General features: G+C 66.0%; 11 protein-coding genes and 1 pseudogene. 7 read left to right on the top strand and 5 right to left on the bottom strand.

All coding sequences use genetic code 11. The features are described 5' to 3' along the window. Positions 1–240: 240 nt before the first annotated feature. The 3 genes from FAS41_RS14200 (at position 241) to FAS41_RS14190 (ending at position 4,275) form a co-directional block, all read left to right on the top strand. Positions 241–1,656 (top strand): acetyl-CoA carboxylase biotin carboxylase subunit, encoded by a 1,416-nt coding sequence (locus FAS41_RS14200; RefSeq protein WP_138523249.1) that lies wholly within the window; start codon positions 241–243, stop codon positions 1,654–1,656. 11 nt (positions 1,657–1,667) lie between these two features. Further along, positions 1,668–3,482: a sodium-extruding oxaloacetate decarboxylase subunit alpha gene (gene oadA, locus FAS41_RS14195; RefSeq protein WP_138523247.1), complete on the top strand. Its 1,815-nt coding sequence runs from the start codon at positions 1,668–1,670 to the stop codon at positions 3,480–3,482. Positions 3,483–3,651: 169 nt separating this feature from the next. Further along, a complete protein-coding gene (locus tag FAS41_RS14190; protein WP_246084875.1) occupies positions 3,652–4,275 on the top strand; it encodes a c-type cytochrome in 624 nt (207 codons plus the stop codon). A gap of 73 nt (positions 4,276–4,348) precedes the next feature. Here FAS41_RS14190 and FAS41_RS14185 read toward each other — a convergent pair whose 3' ends face one another. After that, positions 4,349–4,579: a hypothetical protein gene (locus FAS41_RS14185; protein ID WP_138523245.1), complete on the bottom strand. Its 231-nt coding sequence runs from the start codon at positions 4,577–4,579 to the stop codon at positions 4,349–4,351. A 189-nt stretch (positions 4,580–4,768) separates the two neighbouring features. After that, positions 4,769–7,750 (bottom strand): autotransporter family protein, encoded by a 2,982-nt coding sequence (locus tag FAS41_RS14180; RefSeq protein WP_138523243.1) that lies wholly within the window; start codon positions 7,748–7,750, stop codon positions 4,769–4,771. Positions 7,751–7,914: 164 nt separating this feature from the next. Here FAS41_RS14180 and FAS41_RS14175 point away from each other — a divergent pair, with 164 nt between their 5' ends. Next, complete coding sequence (locus FAS41_RS14175) at positions 7,915–8,256, top strand: zinc ribbon domain-containing protein YjdM (protein WP_138523241.1); 342 nt, start codon at positions 7,915–7,917, stop codon at positions 8,254–8,256. A gap of 190 nt (positions 8,257–8,446) precedes the next feature. Here the strand turns inward: FAS41_RS14175 and FAS41_RS14170 are convergent, their stop codons facing one another. From FAS41_RS14170 to FAS41_RS14160, 3 genes are all read right to left on the bottom strand, one after another. Continuing rightward, on the bottom strand, positions 8,447–9,286 hold the full coding sequence (locus FAS41_RS14170; protein WP_138523239.1) for an acyl-CoA thioesterase: 840 nt from the start codon (positions 9,284–9,286) through the stop codon (positions 8,447–8,449). Positions 9,287–9,365: 79 nt separating this feature from the next. Next, a complete protein-coding gene (locus tag FAS41_RS14165; RefSeq protein ID WP_138523237.1) occupies positions 9,366–10,394 on the bottom strand; it encodes a DUF5924 family protein in 1,029 nt (342 codons plus the stop codon). Positions 10,395–10,705: 311 nt separating this feature from the next. Next, positions 10,706–11,614: a LysR substrate-binding domain-containing protein gene (locus FAS41_RS14160; protein ID WP_138523235.1), complete on the bottom strand. Its 909-nt coding sequence runs from the start codon at positions 11,612–11,614 to the stop codon at positions 10,706–10,708. 204 nt (positions 11,615–11,818) lie between these two features. Between FAS41_RS14160 and FAS41_RS14155 the strand changes: the two genes are divergently transcribed. From FAS41_RS14155 to FAS41_RS31445, 3 genes and pseudogenes are all read left to right on the top strand, one after another. Then, positions 11,819–12,616: a carbon-nitrogen hydrolase family protein gene (locus FAS41_RS14155; RefSeq protein ID WP_138523233.1), complete on the top strand. Its 798-nt coding sequence runs from the start codon at positions 11,819–11,821 to the stop codon at positions 12,614–12,616. Between the two features lie 195 nt (positions 12,617–12,811). After that, complete coding sequence (locus FAS41_RS14150; RefSeq protein WP_138523231.1) at positions 12,812–14,305, top strand: aldehyde dehydrogenase; 1,494 nt, start codon at positions 12,812–12,814, stop codon at positions 14,303–14,305. 59 nt (positions 14,306–14,364) lie between these two features. Then, a pseudogene (locus FAS41_RS31445) lies at positions 14,365–14,465 on the top strand (hypothetical protein); the annotation flags it as partial. Positions 14,466–14,471 lie beyond the last annotated feature (6 nt).

Here is a 14,471-nt window from a genome sequence, read left to right as displayed (position 1 = left end):
AATGACTTACGCATAGAACTCGGCCTGATCGCGACATTTCGGATCAACTATAAATCATTCTTTATGGCTACCCCAATAATTATTGATTTTGGTTAATCCTCCCTCCCGCGCTAGGGTAAAAACACGCCGGAACCCGCTCCGGTCGAGCAATATCCACAAGAGAGTCCAGCTGCCGTGTCCGGGGCTGCCGATGGGTTTTTACGCCGGGGTCCACAAGGCCCGGGCCGAGGGAAAGCCGCAGTGATCAAGAAAATCCTGATCGCCAACCGTGGGGAGATCGCTGTCCGGATCGTGCGCGCCTGCGCCGAGATGGGCATCCGTTCGGTGGCCGTCTATTCCGATGCTGACCGTCACGCCCTGCACGTCAAGCGCGCCGACGAAGCCCACAGCCTGGGCGCCGATCCGCTGGCGGGTTACCTCAACCCCCGTGCCCTGGTGAACCTGGCGGTGGAAACCGGCTGCGACGCACTGCACCCGGGCTACGGCTTCCTCTCCGAGAACGCCGAGCTGGCCGATATCTGCGCCGAGCGCGGGATCAAGTTCATCGGCCCGTCGGCGGAAGTCATTCGCCGCATGGGTGACAAGACCGAGGCACGCCGCAGCATGATCGCCGCCGGCGTACCCTGCACCCCCGGCACCGAAGGCAACGTCGCCGACCTGGCCGAAGCCATTTCCGAAGCCGAGCGCATCGGCTACCCGGTGATGCTCAAGGCTACTTCCGGTGGTGGCGGCCGCGGCATCCGTCGCTGCAACAGCCGCGAAGAGCTGGAGCAGAACTTCCCCCGCGTCATCTCCGAAGCCACCAAGGCCTTCGGCAGCGCGGAAGTCTTCCTCGAGAAGTGCATCGTCAACCCGAAGCACATCGAAGCCCAGGTGCTGGCCGACTCCTTCGGCAACACGGTGCACCTGTTCGAGCGCGACTGCTCGATCCAGCGCCGCAACCAGAAGCTCATCGAGATCGCCCCCAGCCCGCAACTCACGCCCGAGCAGCGCGCCTACATCGGTGACCTGTCGGTGCGCGCGGCCAAGGCCGTGGGCTACGAGAACGCCGGCACCGTGGAGTTCCTGCTCGCCGATGGCGAGGTGTACTTCATGGAGATGAACACCCGCGTGCAGGTGGAACACACCATCACCGAGGAAATCACCGGCATCGACATCGTCCGCGAGCAGATCCGCGTGGCCTCCGGCCTGCCGCTCTCGGTCAAGCAGGAAGACATCATCCACCGTGGCTTCGCGCTGCAGTTCCGGATCAACGCCGAAGACCCGAAGAACAACTTCCTGCCGTCCTTCGGCAAGATCACCCGCTACTACGCGCCCGGTGGCCCCGGCGTGCGCACCGACACGGCGATCTACACCGGCTACACCATCCCGCCGTACTACGACTCGATGTGCCTGAAGCTGGTGGTCTGGGCGCTGACCTGGGAAGAGGCGCTGGACCGCGGCCTGCGTGCGCTGGACGACATGCGCGTGCAGGGCGTGAAGACCACCGCGGCCTACTACCAGGAAATCCTCAAGAACCCGGAATTCCGTAACGGCCAGTTCAACACCAGCTTCGTCGAAAGCCACCCGGAACTGACCCAGTACTCCATCAAGCGCACCCCGTCGCACCTGGCCATCGCCATCGCTACCGCCATTGCCGCCCACGCTGGCCTGTGAGGAATTCGTTCATGACCGTTTCCAAGAAAGTCACCGTCACCGATACCATCCTGCGCGACGCCCACCAGTCGCTGCTGGCGACCCGGATGCGCACCGAAGACATGCTGCCGATCTGCGACAAGCTCGACCAGGTCGGCTACTGGTCGCTGGAAGTCTGGGGCGGCGCCACCTTCGACGCCTGCGTGCGCTTCCTCAAGGAAGACCCGTGGGAGCGCCTGCGCAAGCTCAAGGCTGCGCTGCCCAACACTCGCCTGCAGATGCTCCTGCGCGGGCAGAACCTGCTGGGCTACCGCCACTACAGCGACGACGTGGTCCGCGCCTTCGTCGCCAAGGCCGCAGTGAACGGCATCGATGTGTTCCGCATCTTCGACGCGATGAACGACGTGCGTAACCTGCGCGTCTCCATCGAGGCTGTGAAGGCCGCCGGCAAGCACGCCCAGGGCACCATCGCCTACACCACCAGCCCGGTGCACACCATCGACGCCTTCGTCGCCCAGGGCAAAGCCATGGCCGACATGGGCGTGGACTCCATCGCCATCAAGGACATGGCCGGCCTGCTGACTCCGTACGCCACCGGCCAACTGGTCAAGGCGCTGAAGGACGCGCTGCCGCTGGACGTGGTGGTGCACTCCCACGACACCGCCGGCGTGGCCAGCATGTGCCAGCTCAAGGCTGTGGAAAACGGCGCCGACCGCATCGACACCGCCATCTCCAGCATGGCCTGGGGCACCAGCCACCCGGGTACCGAATCCATGGTCGCCGCCCTGCGCGACACCCCGTTCGACACCGGCCTGGACCTGGAGCTGATCCAGGAAATCGGCATGTACTTCCACGCCGTGCGCAAGAAGTACCACCAGTTCGAGAGCGAGTTCACCGGCGTGGATACCCGTGTGCAGGTCAACCAGGTGCCGGGCGGGATGATTTCCAACCTGGCCAACCAGCTCAAGGAACAGGGTGCGCTGAACCGCATGCCCGAAGTGCTGGCGGAAATCCCCCGTGTGCGCGAAGACCTCGGCTTCCCGCCCCTGGTTACCCCGACCTCGCAGATCGTCGGCACCCAGGCATTCTTCAACGTGCTGGCCGGCGAGCGCTACAAGACCATCACCAACGAAGTGAAGCTGTACCTGCAGGGCCGCTACGGCAAGGCGCCGGGCAAGATCAACGAGCAGCTGCGTCGCCAGGCCATCGGTAACGAGGAAGTCATCGACGTGCGCCCGGCCGATCTGATCAAGCCGGAGCTGAACAAGCTGCGCGAAGAGATCGGCAGCCTGGCCAAGTCCGAAGAGGACGTGCTGACCTTTGCCATGTTCCCGGACATCGGTCGCAAGTTCCTCGAAGAGCGCGCCGCCGGCACCCTGAAACCCGAAGAGCTGCTGCCGATCCCCAACGGCAAGGGCGTAGCTGCTGCCGGTGGTGAAGGCGTACCGACCGAGTTCGTGGTCGACGTGCACGGCGAGAGCTACCGCGTGGACATCACCGGCGTCGGCGTGAAGACCGATGGCAAGCGCCACTTCTACCTGTCGGTGGATGGCATGCCCGAAGAGGTGGTGTTCGAGCCGCTCAACGAGTTCGTCGGCGGTGGCGGCAACAAGCGCAAGCACGCCAGCGAACCGGGCCATGTCACCACCACCATGCCGGGCAACATCGTCGATGTGCTGGTGAAGGAAGGCGACAGCGTGAAGGCCGGCCAGGCCGTGCTGATCACCGAAGCGATGAAGATGGAGACCGAAGTGCAGGCGGGCATCGCCGGCACCGTGAAGGCCATCCACGTAGCCAAGGGCGACCGGGTCAATCCCGGTGAGATCCTGGTTGAAATTGAAGGCTGACCAAGGACAGACGGGTCTTTAAGGTTCAGTCCCACGGGGGAGCACGATGCTCCCCCTTTTTTTTGCGCGCCCGTTCACTTCTGCTCGAACCGAATGGTTGATCCAGGTCGGAAATTTCCTTCAGAAACTCATTAGCGTCGATGCTGGGAAAACTGACCAGGGTATGGCGATGGGAAGAGTCGTTCTGTTGTGGGTGCTGCTGTGCGCGACGGCGCAGGCATCGGAGATGATGGATCGGCTCGCCGCGCTGGAGAAAGATCCCGCCAAGCGTGAGCAAGCGTATGCGGCCGCCGAGGAGCGCATCCTGCTGTGCAGCAAGTGCCACGGCAAGGATGGCAACAGCAAGCGCGACTACATCCCCAACCTGGCCGGGCAGAACCCGCAGTACCTGTTCGATGCCTTCGAGAAATACGTCGACGGCCAGCGCACCGACTTCGTGATGAACCAGGCGGCCAAGCTGCTGACCATCAACGAGCGGGTCAACATCGCCTACTACTTCAGCCAGCAGAAGGTCGTGCCACGTTCAGAGGCGGCGCCGGACCCGGCGCTGGTGGAGCAGGGCGGCCAACGCTATGCCACCGTCTGCGTCACCTGCCATGGCGCTGGGGCCATGGGGCACGACGGCTTCCCGCGCATCGCCGGGCAATCGCGGGCTTACCTGACCCACGCCTTGCAGCGCTACCGGGACAAGGACCCGAGTCGGGCCGGCTCGCCGATGCTGGCGGTGGCGGGGTTGCTCAGTGACGAGGACATCACCGCGCTGACGGCCTACCTCAGCCAGTTGCAGCCCTGAATGCAGCCAGCCGCCCGAGGGCGGCTGGCCGGTACGTATCGCCGGTGGCGCGCAGGCGCCGGTAAGCGATCGCTTACGGCTGCTTGTCGTCGGCCGGCTTGGCGGCTTCCGCGGCCGGTTGAGCCGGGGCGGCGGTTTCGGCCGGAGCGGCCTGTTCTGCTGGCTTGGATTCCGGTTGAGCCGCCGGCTTGGCTTCCTGCTGGATGGCAGCGGCGGGGACGGCGGTCTTTGAGGTTTGTTCTTCTTTCTTGTCGCAGGCCGCGAGAACGGCGCAGGCAGCGATCAGGATGCAAAGCTTTTTCATGGGAGTGCTCACTCATCGAGGTTGGGCGGATACCGGTCGGCTGACCGGGGCGGCAAGCTTTGCCGCCGGAGCTCGATGAGGCCATGTGTTGGGCCCCGAGACTGATCGCGAATTTTCCGAATCTCTCGTCTTATCAACCCCCAAGAAAAAGCCCGGCTTTCGCCGGGCCCCTTCGCCGCTGGATGGGGATCAGAATGCCATCTGCCACTGGGCGATCAGCGCGTGGTTCTGCGCGTTGCTGCCCATCTGGCCGCTGTAGCCGATGCCGAGGGTATTGCGTGCCGACACACCGACATCGAAGCCGACGTCCAGCAGCAGACTGTTGCGGTCCAGTGCGGTGCCCTGGACGCTGAAGGCGTCGCCGCCGGCGAGGAAGGATTGGCGGGTTTCACTGTCGATGTCGCCGAAGGTGTGGCGCCAGCCAAGGCCAAGGCGCGGGGTGAAGCTCATGCCGTTGCTCAGGGTATCGAGGCGGGCGATGCGCAGGCCGAGGGTGCTGCTCAGGTTGTCCTGGTCCTGGGAATCGACGTGCAACGCGGCGGCGCCACCCTTTTCATCGTACGAGTCGCGCTCGTAGCGCTGGTAGTCCAGGCGTGCGTAGGGCTCGGCGCTCAGGCGGCCGCTGCCCATGGCGTAGCCGGTCTCGGCGAAGGCCTGCCAGCTGTCGGCGTCGTAGTCGCCCTTGGGGCGATCAGTGAAGCCGTCGAACTCCACCCGGCGTTTGCTCTCGCCGTCATGGCTGCTGTAGGCCGCGCCCAGGCGAACCGCCAGGGGGCCGCTCTGGTGCAGTGCGTAGGCGCCCAGGTGCCAGCTGTCGATGTCGCCGGAAACGCCGCCGCTGCCGTCCAGGTCGGTGTGCGAGTAGCCGCCGAGCACGCCCAGACGCCAGTCCGGGGTCAGTGCCCAGTCGGCGCCGAGCAGGGTGCCGCCGGTGTTCTGCTGCAGGTCGCCGCTGTTGTCGTGTTCGTCGAGCTTGCCGTGGCTGCCGATGCCTTGCACCCACAGGCGGCCGGCGGCGTTCGGGTCGTTGAGGTTGCGCGCTTCGCTGGGCACGCCGGTGGCGGCGAGCATCGGTGTGTCGTTGCGTTCGGTGGCCGCCAGCAGGCTGCTGCTGCCCAGCTGGCGCACGGCGTTGAGCATGGCGCTGCCGACCTGCTGGCTACCGGCGAGGGTCGCCGCAGCGAGGCTGGCGTTGCTGGCGCCGGCCAACTGCTCCAGGGCAGAAGTGGCGTTGCCCGCGTCGCTGGTGATCAGTGCGTTGTAAAGCGCGCCGCCGCTCTGGCTCTGCAGGGCGGAGGCAGCGTTGCGGCCGTTGCTGCTGCTGGCGAGGTCGCCGAACTGTACGTCGTTGCGCGTCAGTTGCAGGTCGACGCTGTTGGCGCTGTAGCTCAGGGTCGGGGTGAGGAAGGCGAAGTTGCTTTTCACGTCGGCGAACTGGCCGCTGACGCCGCCGGTGGAGCTGATTACCTGCACGCTGCTCTGCCACGGCCAATTGCCGCTGCCGGCCTGCACGGCGAGGTGCGAGCCATCGATGCTGGTCTTGCCGTCCACCTGCACGGTGGCGTGGGCGCCGCTGGGCTCCACACCGAAGGACAGGGTCGAGCCGCTCAACAGGCTCAGGTTGCCGGTTACATGGGCGGCGCCGGTTGCCGGCGAGGCGATCAGGGTGCCGGCGACGTTCAGCCCGCCAACGCTGCCGCTGCCCGAGTAGGTGGCGCCCTGGTCGATCTGCAGGGTGCCGAGGAGGCTGCCGGTGTTGCTCAGGCTGGCGCCGCCGAAGATTTCGCCGCCTTCGCTGAAATCGTTCGTGCTGGCGAGTGTCCAGCTGCCCTGTTTCACGTCCAGCCACTCGAAGTTGGCGCTGTTGCCGAAGCTGCCGCCGGAAGCGTCGTCGAGGGTGACGCTATCGCGGCCGCTGCCGCCGTCCACCAGGCCTTCGAAGCGGCTGCCGGAGAGCAGAATCAGCGAGTCGTTGCCGCCGCCCATTTCCAGGGCGACGCCGTTGCCGCCGTGGATCAGGCCGTCGTTGATCACGGTGTCGTCGAGGTCGCCGGAGAGGGTCACGCCGGAGAGTCTTTCGCCGGAAATCGTGCCGTGGTTTTCCAGGTAGGTCTTGCCGAAGCCGCTGTTGCCGTTGCCGTCGTCGACCAGGATGCCGCGGTCGACGCTGCGGATGATCGCGCCGGCGTAGTTGATGATGGTGCCGCCACCCATGGCGATGCCTTCGCTGCCGTTGGGCGAGCCGTCCTTCGAGCCGGCGGCGCCGGTGCCTTCGATGATGCCGTGGTTCTCGATGTGGCCGCTGTAGTCGATGTCCACGCCATCGCCGTCGCCGTCCGGCACCAGGCCGTTGTAGGAGCCGGTGATGCGTCCGTAGTTGATCACCGTGCCATCGCCGTCGGAGCCGAAGCCCGAGCCGTTGCGGCCGATGATCACGCCATCCGCGTAGTTGATCAGGGTGGCGCCGACGTCGGTGGTGATGCCGTGGCGGCCGCCGCTGATCAGGCCGTGGTTCTCCACCTGGCCGCCCGCGGCGCCCTGGAAGTCGATGCCGTCGTTCTTGGTGTCGGCAGTGATCATGTCCGAACTGCTGATCTCACCGTAGTTGGTGATCGTTGCGTTGCCGCCGGGACGGATGGCGTCGTTGCCGTCGCTGTGGATCACACCGCTGGCGCGGTTGATGATCGTGACGGTTGCGGCGCTTTGCAGCTTGTCCAGGTCCAGCGCCTGGCCGGTGGCGGAGGTGATGCTGCCAGCGTTGTCGATCAGCAGGCTGCCGGCGCTGAACGGATTGTTCATGCGAATGGCGTCGTCGTAGCCGAGGATGCGCCCGCCTTCGCGGTTGATGATCTGGTAGAAGCGCGTGGTGCTGTCGCTGCCGGAGGTGTCGACTACGCGGCCGGTGGTGGACTGCATCAGACCGCTGTTGTCGATGACCACGCCAGTGCCGGTGGCCGCGCCCTTGAGGTCGACGCTCTTGCCGCTGGTGACCAGGCTGCCGGTGCTGGTGACCGTCAGGGTGTCCTGGTTGGCCAGGGTGCGACTGCTGGTCTGGGCGTTGTCGATGATCGGCGAGACCGGCAGGGCCTGGGCGGTTTCGGCGGCGAGGCTCGCCAGCGTGCCGAGCGAGAGCGCAATGCTCAGCGCGAGCGGGTTGGGCTTGTGCAGCATGGCGTGGCGTCCTTTTTCTTATCGAAGTGGCCGCCTGTTATAGCGATGGATTATGAAGCTTCTGTAACGGTAGTGGCGTAGTGCCTTGCCTACGGGCCCAGCGGGAAGGCGAGAAACCTTATATACTCTGCGGTCTTTTTACCGTTTCCACTGTGAGAACCGCCGTGAGCCAGCTGCCGCCCTGCCCCAAATGCAACTCCGAATACACCTACGAAGACGGCGCCCAGCTGGTCTGCCCCGAGTGCGCCCACGAATGGTCCGCTGACGGTTCGAGCGAGGGCGACAGCGATGCCCGCGTGATCAAGGACTCGGTCGGCAACCTGCTGCAGGACGGGGATACCGTCACCGTGATCAAGGACCTCAAGGTCAAGGGCTCGTCCCTGGTGGTGAAGGTCGGCACCAAGGTGAAGAACATTCGCCTGGTGGACGGCGACCATGACATCGACTGCAAGATCGACGGCATCGGCGCGATGAAGCTGAAGTCGGAGTTCGTGAAGAAGGTCTGAGCCTTCCTCGCCCTCAATAAAAAGCCCGGCCATGTGCCGGGCTTTTTCATGCGGCTCTTTTCGCCGCAGGGAAGGGGCGAGAGTGAGCACCTACGTAGGATGGGTGGAGCTTGCGATACCCATCGCTCGCTGTTACAGGAATTGATGGGTATCGCTTCGCTCCACGCCATCCTGCGAAGAGCGAAGCGGCTTATTCCTTGTAGTAAACGATCTGGTTGCTGGTCGCCAGCAGCGCACCGGATTCGCTCCACAGCTGCGCGCTCTGGTCGAAGAAGCCGTTGCGGAATTCCTGCGCGCGGGCGTCACCCAGCAGGTAGCCGCTGCCGACCTCGGCCAGTTGTGCGGCGTCGGTGTGGAAATAGGTGGTGATCGACACGGTGCCGGCTGGCACCGGGGTGGCGCGGCGCAGCCAGACGCGCGGGTAGAAGATGTCGCTCATCGCCGCCAGGGACAGGAAGTCCAGCGGGCGGTCCTGGGCGTCGCGCAGCCAGAGCTGGCTGCGGCTGGTTTCGCCGCTGCCGTCCCATTTCGTCGGAAAGGCGCCGGACACCGGGCGCATCTCGTACTGCTTGGGCCAGGCCACGCCCTTGGCGGCGGGGCTCATCGGCTCGAAGTCGCTGGCCGGAGAGAGGTTCGGGAAGGGCAGGTCGGTCAGGCTCCAGGTCTCGCGGCGCAACGCGGTGACCAGGGTGGCGGTGGTGGTCACCTGCTGCTCGCCGGTTTCATCGGCCTGGGTCAATTGCAGCAGCCAGTGCTGGGTGGAGCGGTTGGTGCGCACCGGGATGGCTTCGACCTGGAAGGCGCCGGCCACGACGGCGGCGGCGTAGTTCACCGTCAGCGACACCGGGCTGCCGAGCAGCTGCGGATGGCGCAGCGCGCCTTGCAGCAGGACCGCGGCGGTCACGCCACCGAAGGGGCCGACCATGTTCCAGTAGTCCTGGCTGGTGTGGCCCTCGTAGAGGTTGGGCTGGCCGGCCACGGGTTGCAGGGCCACGGCGCGGTCGAACGGGTGCAAGGCAGTATCGGTCATGACTCTCTCGGCGCTTTTTGTTCTCGGGAGAGGCTCTATGTAGAGGAAAGCGCCGAGTCGGGTCAAGGATACCGAGTGGTCAGGGCGTGACCTCGAAGCGCAGCGTGCCGATCACCTGGCCGGCCTCGGTGAGTACCTGCACCTGCCACTTGCCGCTCGGGTCGGTGGGGAAGTTCTGCTTGTGCGTCCAGGCGCGGTAGCCGGCCTCGCGGCCGCCCTTGATGTCCAGGGCGATGCGGTCGACTTCCTGGCCGTCCTTGCGCCAGGCGTGATAGATGCGCTCGTTCAGACCGCGTGGTGCGTTGATCGCGGTGTAGGCGTAGAGACCTTGGGCTTTGATCTGCGCGACGCTGACCGTCTCCAGGCTGTCGCCAGGGGTGCGCTGGGCGTTGTCGAAGCTCTCGGTCACCGCCATCTCGGTCATCCACAGGGTTGACGGCGGCACCCAGGCGCGGGCGAACCAGCCGACCGAGCCGATGGACAGCGTCAGGCCGACGAGGGCGAACCAGCGCCACCATTTGTGGATCTTCACCGTCACCGCCAGGCTCGGGAACGACAGCAGCACGGCGATACCGAGCGCCGCCTGGTAGCTCTGCGGGGTGCTCAGGTGGAGGATGATCGGCAGCGCGGTGAGCAGCACCGCGAACAGCGTCAGGGTGTGGTAGCCGAGGAAGGTCCAGCGCCGCACCGAGAGGAACTTGTAGTACACCGGGTCGGTGATCGCAGCGAGCCCGGCCAGCGTCAGCACGCCGGTGAACAGCGCCTGGCCGCTGTTCCAGGTGGTGGTGACGAAGAAGAACGGCAGGCAGAAGAACAGGCTTTCCTGGTGGATCAGCTGGGTCGCGTAGCGCAGCAGGCCCGGCGGCACCTCCCAGCCGAAACGGCGCTTGAAGCGGTCGGTGAGCAGGTTCTCCAGCATCAGCCAGATCCAGCTGACCAGCATGACGATGGCCATGGCGCGGGCGAAGCCGGCGCGGTGGCGGTCCACCATGATGAAGCTGAAGACGCCGGAGCAGAAGCCGAACAGGGCGATCACGCGCGGGTAGCGTTGCAGCAGGCCGAGGATGAGGGTGATGAGGCGCTGCACGCGCTCTTTCCAGATCAGCATGGGGCGGGGTATGACGAAAACGAAAGGGGGCGAGATTGTAACGCCGGATGTCGGTGGGAGGCACGGGGAGTGACGGGAGGGGCTCGGAACTCGGGCGTGGACCCTCTCCCTAACCCTGGCTGCGCGCCCCGCTCCGAAGGGAGAGGGGACCGTTCCGAGCGCGCTGAGGCATTAGTGCTCGCCGGTTGACTGTGAAGTGAGCCGTTGCAGAGGACTGCTCCCTCTCCCTTCAGGGAGAGGGCGGGGGAGAGGGTCCCCACCGCGCCTAAGCTGGTTCGCGAGCAAGCTCGCTCCTACAAGAAGAGCAGGCGTCAGTGCTTCCCGCTCAATTCCTCTCGCGCATAGTCGACGAACAGCTGCGCCGGCTTGGTCAGCTGGGCGCGCTTGAGCCAGGCGGCGACCAGGCCGGAGGCGCTGACGTCCTCGGCGATGTTCACCATCACCACCTTCTTGCCGTCGTAGGTGCACTCCGAGTGCGGGCGGGTCACCAGCACCGAGAAGCCGAAACCCTGGCCGACCATGCCGCGCACCATCTCGATCGACGGCGAGCTGAAGGCAATGTGCGGGTTCAGCCCCAGTTCCTCGAAGATGCGCACGAAGTAGGTACGGCTGGGCTGCACGTCCAGCAGGATCATCGGCTCCAGCACCAGGTCGCGCAGGGACACCTTGTCCTGCTTGGCGAAGCGGTGGTTCTCCGGCAGCAGCGCGTAGGGGCGCTGGGCGGGCATCAGCGGGTCGGTGGAAATGGTCGCGTCGAGGTCGTGCTCGTAGAGCAGCGCCAGGTCGAAGCGGCCGCCGGTGAGGCCCTGCACCAGCTCCTGCTGCTCGCCGTCGCTGATGCGGATTTCCACGCCCGGGTAGCGCTCGCGGAAGCCCGAGATCAGCCGCGGCAGGTAGAGCGGGGCGACCGTCTCGAAGCAGCCGATGTCGATCTGCCCGGCCACCACGTCGTTGTCGGCCAGGGCGTTCTGCTCGAATTCGTGGGCCATGCGCAGCAGTTCCTGCGCCTTGCGGTAGAAGCGCGCGCCACTGGGAGTGAGCGACACGCCCTGGGCGTGGTGGCGGATGAACAGCTGCACGCCGAAGCTTTCTTCCAGCCCCTTGATCGCCGTGGAAATGGACGGCTGCGCGATGTACAGCTTGCGCGACGCCTCGGCCACGCTGCCGCATTCCACGGTGGTCACGAAATACTTCAATTGCCGCAAGGTATAGGAAGCCACTGCACGCCTCGTTGATGCTTTTTTATACAAGATACCGCGTTGGGCCGGCCGGCGGGGGCGGCCCATGGCGAAGATTTTCCTCGCCGGGGACCACATTTTTCATGGCCTCGGCCGCCTGCTGCGACCCTCCGGGCGCGGGCATACTCCAGCGCAGCCCGTGAAGACACCCTGCAAATCCCGTACACGCAGCCTGGAGTAAAGCTCATGCGCATGGCCCTTTGGCAGACCTGCGGCCTCCCCGGCGATGTTGCCGGCAATCTCGACCAACTGGAGCGCCAGGCCGGCGCCGCGGCCGCCGCCGGTGCGCAGCTGCTGCTGTGCCCGGAGCTGTGGCTGGGCGGCTACAACGTGCCGCAACAAATGAACGAGCTGGCCGAGGCGGCGGACGGGCCGTCGGCCGCGCGCATTGGCGAACTGGCGCAGCGCTTCGGGCTGGCCATCGCCTACGGCTACGCCGAACGCCATCCCCAGGGCGGCAAGCCTTACAACTCGGTGCAGGTGATCGGCCCGACCGGCGCAGCGCTCGGGCACTACCGCAAGGCGCACCTGTTCGGTGCCATGGAGCGGGAAGTGTTCAGTGCCGGCGACGTGCTGGAAACGCCGTTCGACTACGCCGGATGGCGCATTGGCCTGCTGATCTGCTTCGACGTGGAGTACCCCGAAGCGGTACGCACTCACGCCCTCAATGGCGCCGGGCTGATCCTGATTCCCACCGCGCTGACCCCGGAATACGGCGCGGTGCCGGGCGTGATCGTCCCGGCGCGGGCGGTGGAGAACCAGTTGTTCGTCGCCTACTGCAACCACTGCGGCGTGGAAGACGGGCTGGCCTTCCTCGGTGGCTCCTGCATCGTCGCGCCCGACGGCGAGCGCCTGGCTGCCGCCGGGCCCGCGGAGAGTCTGCTGATCGTTGACCTGGACCCCGAGCAGCGTGCCCGCCAGGCCGAGACTTTCCCCTACCTGGCTTGCCGTCGCCCCGAGCTGTACGGTGCGTTGACCCGCTGAATACGGGCCCTGCAGCGGTGCGCAGGCCTGCACCGCGATGGCGCGTCATGCTCCGCTCTGGTGCGAGGCTGCCCAGCTTTTTCATATAGGCCGAAGACAAATTTAATAATTTTCCTTGGCAAGGCCATGGGCGACCATCCAATCCACATTCGAACAACAACGTCCCTCGAGGGCGAGCGAAGCAGGAGTGCCCTGGTGTACGAGCTCAACGATTGGCGGCAGCGTGCTGCCCGGCAGACCTTCATCGACAGCGCGCTGATCGGCGGCCGCCGCGTGGCCGCGCAGGATGGTGCGACTTTCGCGTCCATCGCCCCGGCGACCAATCGCCTGCTGGCCAATGTCGCCGCCTGTGGCGCGGCCGAGATCGATGCCGCCGTGCGTGTCGCTCGCCAGGCTTTCGAGACCGGCCCCTGGGCGCGCATGGCGCCGCGTGAGCGCAAGGCCGTGCTGCAGAAGCTCGCTGAGCTGATGATGACCCACCGCGACGAGCTGGCCCTGCTCGACACCCTGAACATGGGCAAGCCGGTGATGGACGCCTGGAACATCGACGTGCCCGGCGCCGCTGGCGTCTTCTCCTGGTACGCCGAAAGCCTCGACAAGCTCTACGACCAGGTCGCCCCGACCGCGCAGAACGCCCTGGCCACCATCACCCGCACGCCGCTGGGCGTGATCGGCGCCGTGGTGCCGTGGAACTTCCCCCTCGACATGGCCGCCTGGAAGCTGGCGCCCGCACTGGCCGCCGGTAACTCCGTGGTGCTCAAGCCCGCCGAGCAGTCGCCGTTCTCCGCCCTGCGCCTGGCCGAGCTGGCGCTGGAAGCCGGCATCCCCGAAGGCGTGCTGAACGTCGTGCCGGGCCTGGGCGAAGCCGCCGGCAAGGCGCTGGGCCTGCACCCGGACGTGGACGCCCTGGTGTTCACCGGCTCGACCCAGGTCGGCAAGTACTTCATGCAGTATTCCGCGCAGTCCAACCTCAAGCAGGTCTGGCTGGAGTGCGGTGGCAAGAGCCCGAACCTGGTGTTCGCCGACTGCCGCGACCTCGACCTGGCCGCTGAAAAAGCCGCCTTCGGCATCTTCTTCAACCAGGGCGAAGTCTGCTCGGCCAACTCGCGCCTGCTGGTGGAGCGTTCGATCCACGACGAATTCGTCGAACGCCTGATCGCCAAGGCCCGCGACTGGACGCCGGGCGACCCGCTGGACCCGGCCAGCCGCGCCGGCTCCATCGTCGACAACAAGCAGACCGCCGGCATCATGGCCTGCATCGATCGCGCCCAGAGCGACGGCGCGCAGCTCGCCTGTGGTGGCCGCCAGCTGAGCTTCAATGGCTCGGACAACTTCATCGAACCGACCATCTTCACCGGCGTGCGCCCGGAACAGTCCCTGGCCCGCGACGAAGTGTTCGGCCCGGTGCTTGCAGTCATCCCCTTCGACAGCGAAGAAGAAGCCGTGCGCCTGGCCAACGACAGCATCTACGGCCTCGCCGCTTCCCTGTGGAGCGATGACTTGCACCGCGCTCACCGCGTAGCGCGCAAGCTCAATGCTGGCACCGTGTCGGTGAACACCGTGGACGCGCTGGACCCGGCGATTCCCTTCGGCGGCGGCAAGCAGTCCGGCTTCGGCCGCGACCTCTCGCTGCACTCGTTCGACAAGTACACCCAGCTGAAGACCACCTGGTTCCAGCTGCGCGATTGAAGACAACACAGGCCGCCGGGGTCGAATCCGGCGCCTGAGCAACACCCCGATTGCTAACCGAACCGTTCGAGACGGCCGGTGAGACTGCCCAGGTAAGTCCGTCGCCCTCGATCCCCTGAAGACCCCTCAGGCCGGCTGCCGGAGCACCGCCGAGGGATAGAGGAGA

This window comes from Pseudomonas nicosulfuronedens, assembly GCF_005877905.1.
GTDB lineage: Bacteria > Pseudomonadota > Gammaproteobacteria > Pseudomonadales > Pseudomonadaceae > Pseudomonas > Pseudomonas nicosulfuronedens.
This window is presented reverse-complemented; position numbering and strand designations above follow the sequence as displayed.

Excerpts from the sequence above, each read along its gene's own strand:
- oadA (WP_138523247.1), top strand. The coding sequence starts at position 1,668 with ATGACCGTTTCCAAGAAAGTCACCGTCACCGATACCATCCTGCGCGAC.
- FAS41_RS14190 (WP_246084875.1), top strand. The coding sequence starts at position 3,652 with ATGGGAAGAGTCGTTCTGTTGTGGGTGCTGCTGTGCGCGACGGCGCAG.
- FAS41_RS14185 (WP_138523245.1), bottom strand. The coding sequence starts at position 4,579 with ATGAAAAAGCTTTGCATCCTGATCGCTGCCTGCGCCGTTCTCGCGGCC.
- FAS41_RS14180 (WP_138523243.1), bottom strand. The coding sequence starts at position 7,750 with ATGCTGCACAAGCCCAACCCGCTCGCGCTGAGCATTGCGCTCTCGCTC.
- FAS41_RS14170 (WP_138523239.1), bottom strand. The coding sequence starts at position 9,286 with ATGACCGATACTGCCTTGCACCCGTTCGACCGCGCCGTGGCCCTGCAA.
- FAS41_RS14165 (WP_138523237.1), bottom strand. The coding sequence starts at position 10,394 with ATGCTGATCTGGAAAGAGCGCGTGCAGCGCCTCATCACCCTCATCCTC.
- FAS41_RS14155 (WP_138523233.1), top strand. The coding sequence starts at position 11,819 with ATGCGCATGGCCCTTTGGCAGACCTGCGGCCTCCCCGGCGATGTTGCC.